The 5,766-nt window shown below is 71.5% G+C and carries 5 protein-coding genes; all 5 read right to left on the bottom strand.

All coding sequences use genetic code 11. The features are described 5' to 3' along the window. Positions 1-1,416: trypsin-like peptidase domain-containing protein (locus ABZY11_RS42470; protein ID WP_356484302.1), on the bottom strand; the 1,416-nt coding region annotated here is incomplete at its 3' end. Positions 1,417-1,648: 232 nt separating this feature from the next. Further along, positions 1,649-2,545 carry a tRNA pseudouridine(55) synthase TruB gene (gene truB, locus ABZY11_RS42475; protein WP_356484303.1) on the bottom strand — a complete coding sequence of 299 codons (897 nt, stop codon included), beginning with the start codon at positions 2,543-2,545 and terminating at the stop codon, positions 1,649-1,651. Then, on the bottom strand, positions 2,542-2,994 hold the full coding sequence (gene rbfA / locus ABZY11_RS42480) for a 30S ribosome-binding factor RbfA (RefSeq protein WP_356484304.1): 453 nt from the start codon (positions 2,992-2,994) through the stop codon (positions 2,542-2,544). Before rbfA ends, truB begins: the two co-directional genes overlap by 4 nt. 25 nt (positions 2,995-3,019) lie before the next feature. Next, positions 3,020-3,316, bottom strand: a complete 297-nt coding sequence (locus ABZY11_RS42485; RefSeq protein WP_356484305.1) for a DUF503 domain-containing protein — start codon at positions 3,314-3,316, stop codon at positions 3,020-3,022. A gap of 168 nt (positions 3,317-3,484) precedes the next feature. Next, positions 3,485-5,766 (bottom strand): translation initiation factor IF-2 (infB, locus tag ABZY11_RS42490; protein WP_356484306.1); only part of this gene is annotated, 2,282 nt, incomplete at its 5' end.

A 5,766-nucleotide genomic window follows, 5' to 3' on the forward strand; every position in this document is an offset into this window, starting at 1 on the left:
ACTGGTTCTACCGGCCCCACTGGTCCCACTGGTCCCTCTGGACCCACTGGTCCCACCGGGCCTACTGGTCCCACCGGTCCGTGTGCCGACATCGAGTCCCTCGAGTTCGGCCTGGTCCGCGGTGAGCTCGCCCAGGCGGACCGCCGGGGGCAGCCGCCTGGCCGGCCTGGCGGGGCGGTGCAGCGCGCCGGGTGGGCAGAGCGCACCGGCCGTCTCCCAGTGCTCGGGCCCGCAGGCGACCACGAGCCGCGCCCCGTTCCCCCGCAGCCATTCGACCGTGGCGGCGGTCCACCGGGCCGGCTCGTGGGCCAGTGCGGGAGGCATCTCCTCGGGGCCGTCCAGCAGGACGAGCAGCGGGCTCCCTGCCTCCTCGGCCAGCCGGGCCACCCGCTCGGGGGTGGCGGTCGCCATGTCGCCCCTGGCTCCGGCGGCGGTGACGATCCGTCCGGCCCGCCGCAGCGTACGGGCCACGGCGTCGGCGACCGAGGTGTCGTCGGCCAGCAGATCGGCGCCGCGCAGCCAGAGGGTGGGTGCGGGGACCGGGCCGCGCGCCCGGCGTGCGGTGAGCGCGGCCAGTTCGGTGGTGCGGCCGGTGCCCGGCGCTCCGACGAGGCCGAGGACGACGGCGGGTCCGTCCGGCGCGGACGAGGGCCGGTCCGGGCCCGCGAAGGCGGCGAACTCCGCGCTGACGTCCGGGCGTTCGACCGGATCGGGCCAGGTGGCCGGTCCGTCCGCCGAGCCGAGCGAGGTCGCGGTGAGGTGCAGGGCGCCCGCGAGGTTCAGGTCGCGTCCGTATCCGGGGACGCTCGTCGCGTTGCGCCGCAGCAGCTCGTCGAGCGGGCCGCCGGTGCCCGCCGCCCGGAGCGGCACGGCGAACCCGGCGCCCGCGTGCCCGGCGCGCAGCGCACTGCCCAGCACGGCGATGACCGCGCCGCTCTCCGGGTCGAGGACGGGCCCGCCCACGGCCACGCCGCCGAGCCGCAGCGCGTCCCTGCCGTCCGTGCCGAGCGCAAGCTCCACCGCCGCGCCGATCCGGTGGGAGCGGCCGTTCGCGGTGTACGTCACGGGGGCGGTGCCGAGCACCCGGGCCTCGCGCCAGCCGTGCGCGGCGATCGTCACATACGTACCGGCGTCGATCCGGTCCCGCAGGGCGATCGGGACCGGCTCCACGCCCAGCTCACCGGGGCCCGCGGTATGCAGCAGGGCGAGGTCCAGCCCGGGCAGCGCGGTGATGTCGTCGGCCCCGACGGTGCGGCTGCGGCCGCCCGCTCCGTGCAGGACGAAGCGGGCGGCGCCGACGACGGCCTCATGGCTGGTCACTACCGTGCCCCGGTCGTCCGCGACGAATCCGGTCCCCCGCGGCCGGCCGGCCGGATCGCAGATACGTACCAGCGCTGCCCGGTCCCCGCTTCCCATGGTCCGACGTTAGGTCCGATGATCAGCGCGTGTACCGCTCGGAGTAAAAGCGCCCCCGAATACACCCCTGATTCACTCCGAGCGCCTGCTCGTTGGGGTGAATCAACAGCATCCGGTGGACAGAACATGTGGGGGTCGTGGAGCGGGCGCAGGGAATGCCCCGCCCGCTCCACGATGGGGTCACCAGGGCCGGTCTGGCGGACCGGGGCCGGACCGGGCCCCGGACCGCCCGTCAGACGAAGACGGCGAGGCTCTTGGCCTTGCCCTTCTGCTCCTCGACGAGCACCAGGAACCGCCCGTCGGGTCCGAAGACACCGACCGGTCCCGGCGGGAAGGCCGGCATGTCCAGCCGTACGCCGTTCAGCAGCAGCTTGGCGCGCTTCTCGTCCACGTCCCAGCGGGGGAACGCCGAGGCGGCGGCCTCGGCCACCGGCATCACGGTCAGCTCCTGCTGGTGCTGGTCGAGCGTCCGCGCCGCGTCCAGGCCGTAGGGCCCGACCCGGGTGCGCCGGAGCGCGGTCAGATGCCCGCCGACGCCGAGCCCGGCGCCGAGGTCCCGGGCGATCGCGCGGATGTACGTACCCGAGGAGCAGACGACCGACACGACCAGGTCGACGACCGGCGTGCCGTCCTCGGCGACCTCCGGGCGGACGTCGTAGACGTGGAAGGACGAGATCGTCACCGGCCGGGCCGGGATCTCGAACTCCTCGCCGCCGCGCACCCGCGCGTAGGACCGCTTGCCGTCGATCTTGATGGCGCTGACCTTGGACGGCACCTGCATGATCGGTCCGGTCAGCGCCGCGACCCCGGCGTCGATGCCGTCCCGGGTCACACCGGAGGCGTCGGTGGACGAGGTGATCTCGCCCTCCGCGTCGTCCGTGATGGTGTTCTGGCCGAGCCGGATGGTGCCCAGGTACTCCTTCTCGGTCAGTGCGAGATGGCCCAGCAGCTTGGTGGCCTTCTCGACACCGAGCACGAGAACACCCGTCGCCATCGGGTCCAGCGTGCCGGCGTGGCCGACCCGGCGGGTCCGGGCGATGCCGCGCATCTTGGCGACGACGTCGTGCGAAGTGAAGCCGGACGGCTTGTCGACGATGACAAGGCCGTCCGGCGTTTTCTGCGGTGTCATTCGGAGGCGGTGTCCTCGTCGTTCTCGTCATCCGCCTTGCGGTACGGGTCGGCACCACCGGCGTACGTGGCGCCCGAGGACGCCTCGCGCACCCGCGCGTCCGAGGCACGCGCCCGGTCGAGGAGGTCGTCGATCGCCTTGGCGTTGCCCGGCAGGGCGTCCGCCACGAAGGCCAGCGTGGGGGTGAACTTCGTCCCTGCCGCCGCTCCGACCGCCGAACGCAGGACGCCCTTGGCGCTCTCCAGCCCGGCAGCGGCGCTCGCCCGCTCCTCGTCGTCGCCGTAGACCGTGTAGAAGACCGTGGCCTCCCGCAGGTCGCCGGTGACCCGGGTGTCCGTGATCGTCACGTGCGTACCCAGACGCGGGTCCTTGATACCGCGCTGCAGTTTCTCGGCGACCACCTCCTGGATGAGGTCCGCCAGCTTTTTAGCCCGCGCGTTGTCGGCCACTGGTCCGTCTCCTTCTTCGCCTTGCTCAATCGTCTTCGTCGCTGTGCACCCGCCGTCGTACGGACAGCAGCTCCACTTCCGGACGTGCGGCCACCAGCCGCTCGCACCGGTCCAGAACATTTGTGAGGTGTCCGGTGTCCCCGGAGACCACGGCAAGGCCGATCTCGGCCCTGCGATGGAGATCCTGACCGCCGGTCTCCGCCGCGCTCACCGCGTATTTGCGCTGGAGCTCGGCGACGATCGGACGGACGACGGAGCGCTTCTCCTTCAACGACCGTACGTCGCCGAGAAGCAGATCGAAGGACAGTGTCCCCACATACATGTATGTCCGGATGTCCCGCCGGTTCGGGTTCGCGCCCTGCCAGCGCTTGGCAGGGACACCAGAACCGTACACGGAACGGCCGGGGCCGATCGACGGAAATACGACCCGTCGACCGGCCCCGACTGTTGAAGAGAGGTCCGGGGGGTGTCCCCCGGAATTCCCCGCGGATCAGCCTCGCGGCTTCTCGCGCATCTCGTACGTCGCGATGACGTCGTCGATCTTGATGTCGTTGAAGTTCCCGAGGTTGATACCACCCTCGAAGCCTTCGCGGATCTCGGTGACGTCGTCCTTGAAGCGGCGCAGACCGGAGATGTTGAGGTTCTCCGCGATGACCTTGCCATCGCGCAGCAGGCGCGCCTTGGTGTTGCGCTTGACCTCGCCGGAGCGGACCAGCACACCGGCGATGTTGCCCAGCTTGGACGAGCGGAAGATCTCGCGGATCTCCGCCGTACCGAGCTCGACCTCTTCGTACTCCGGCTTGAGCATGCCCTTGAGGGCCGCCTCGATCTCCTCGATGGCCTGGTAGATCACCGAGTAGTAGCGGACGTCGACACCCTCGCGCTCCGCCATCTGCTGGGCACGCCCGGCAGCGCGGACGTTGAAGCCGATGACGATGGCGTCGGAGCCGGTCGCCAGGTCGATGTCCGACTCGGTGACCGCACCCACACCGCGGTGCAGGACCCGGATGTCGACCTCGTCGCCGACGTCGAGCTGGAGCAGCGAGGACTCAAGAGCCTCCACCGAACCGGACGCGTCGCCCTTGATGATGAGGTTGAGCTCCTGGACCAGACCGGCCTTGAGCGCCTCGTCCAGGTTCTCCAGGGAGAACCGGACACCCTTGCGGGCGAAGTTGGCGTTGCGCTCACGGGCGGCACGCTTCTCGGCGATCTGACGGGCCGTACGGTCCTCGTCGACCACCAGGAAGTTGTCGCCGGCACCCGGGACGTTGGTGAGACCGAGCACGAGGACGGGGGTCGACGGACCCGCTTCCTCGACGTTGTTGCCGTTGTCGTCGAGCATCGCCCGGACCCGGCCGTACGCGTCGCCGACCACCATCGTGTCGCCGATGCGCAGCGTGCCGCGCTGGACCAGGACGGTCGAAACGGCACCGCGGCCGCGGTCGAGGTGGGACTCGATCGCAATACCCTGCGCGTCCTGCTCCGGGTTGGCCCGCAGGTCGAGCGAGGCGTCCGCGGTCAGGACCACGGCCTCCAGCAGCTGCTCGATGTGCAGACCCTGCTTGGCGGAGATGTCGACGAACATCGTGTCGCCGCCGTACTCCTCGGCCACCAGACCGAACTCGGTGAGCTGGCCGCGCACCTTGGTCGGGTCGGCGCCCTCGACGTCGATCTTGTTGACCGCGACCACAATCGGCACGTCGGCCGCCTTGGCGTGGTTCAGCGCCTCGATCGTCTGGGGCATCACACCGTCGTTCGCCGCCACCACGAGGATCGCGATGTCGGTGGACTTCGCACCACGGGCACGCATGGCGGTGAACGCCTCGTGACCCGGGGTGTCGATGAAGGTGATCTTCCGGTCCTCGCCGTTGACCTCGGAGGAGACCTGGTACGCACCGATGTGCTGCGTGATGCCGCCGGCCTCGCCCGCGACGACGTTCGTCTTGCGGATCGCGTCCAGCAGTCGGGTCTTACCGTGGTCGACGTGACCCATGACGGTCACGACCGGCGGACGCGGGATGAGTGCCTCTTCGCCGCCCTCGTCCTCGCCGAACTCGATGTCGAAGGACTCGAGCAGCTCGCGGTCCTCCTCCTCGGGGCTGACGATCTCGAGGACGTAGTTCATCTCGTCCGCGAGCAGCTTGAGGGTGTCGTCGGAGACGGACTGCGTCGCCGTGACCATCTCGCCGAGGTTCATCATCACGGCGACGAGCGACGCCGGGTTGGCGTTGATCTTCTCCGCGAAGTCGGTGAGGGAGGCACCGCGCGACAGACGGACGGACTGTCCGTTGCCGCGAGGCAGCATGACGCCGCCCACCGACGGGGCCTGCATGGCCTCGTACTCCTGGCGCCTCTGCCGCTTCGACTTGCGACCACGACGCGCGGGACCGCCGGGACGGCCGAACGCACCCTGTGTGCCACCACGGCCACCGGGGCCGCCGGGACGTCCACCGAAGCCGGGACGACCGCCGAAGCCGCCGCCACCGCCGGGACGGCCCGCACCGCCACCGCCACCGCCGCCACCGGGACGGCCGGCGAAACCGCCGCCACCGCCACCGGGACCGGCCGGGCGGCCGGCGAAGCCACCGCCGCCGGGACGACCTGCGCCGCCACCGCCGGGACGACCGCCGCCACCGGGACCACGGCCACCGCCGGGGCCACCACCGGGACGCGGGCCCGCAGCGGGACGCTGCGGCATCATGCCCGGGTTCGGACGGTTACCACCGGGGGCACCGCCCGGACGGGGAGCCTGCGGACGGGGCATGCCGCCCG

This window comes from Streptomyces sp. NPDC006510 (genome assembly GCF_040611955.1).
Taxonomy (GTDB): domain Bacteria; phylum Actinomycetota; class Actinomycetes; order Streptomycetales; family Streptomycetaceae; genus Streptomyces.

What these genes read in the sequence shown, in the direction of transcription:
- ABZY11_RS42485 (WP_356484305.1), bottom strand. Translation starts at nt 3,316, where the DNA reads ATGTATGTGGGGACACTGTCCTTCGATCTGCTTCTCGGCGACGTACGG.
- truB (WP_356484303.1), bottom strand. Translation starts at nt 2,545, where the DNA reads ATGACACCGCAGAAAACGCCGGACGGCCTTGTCATCGTCGACAAGCCG.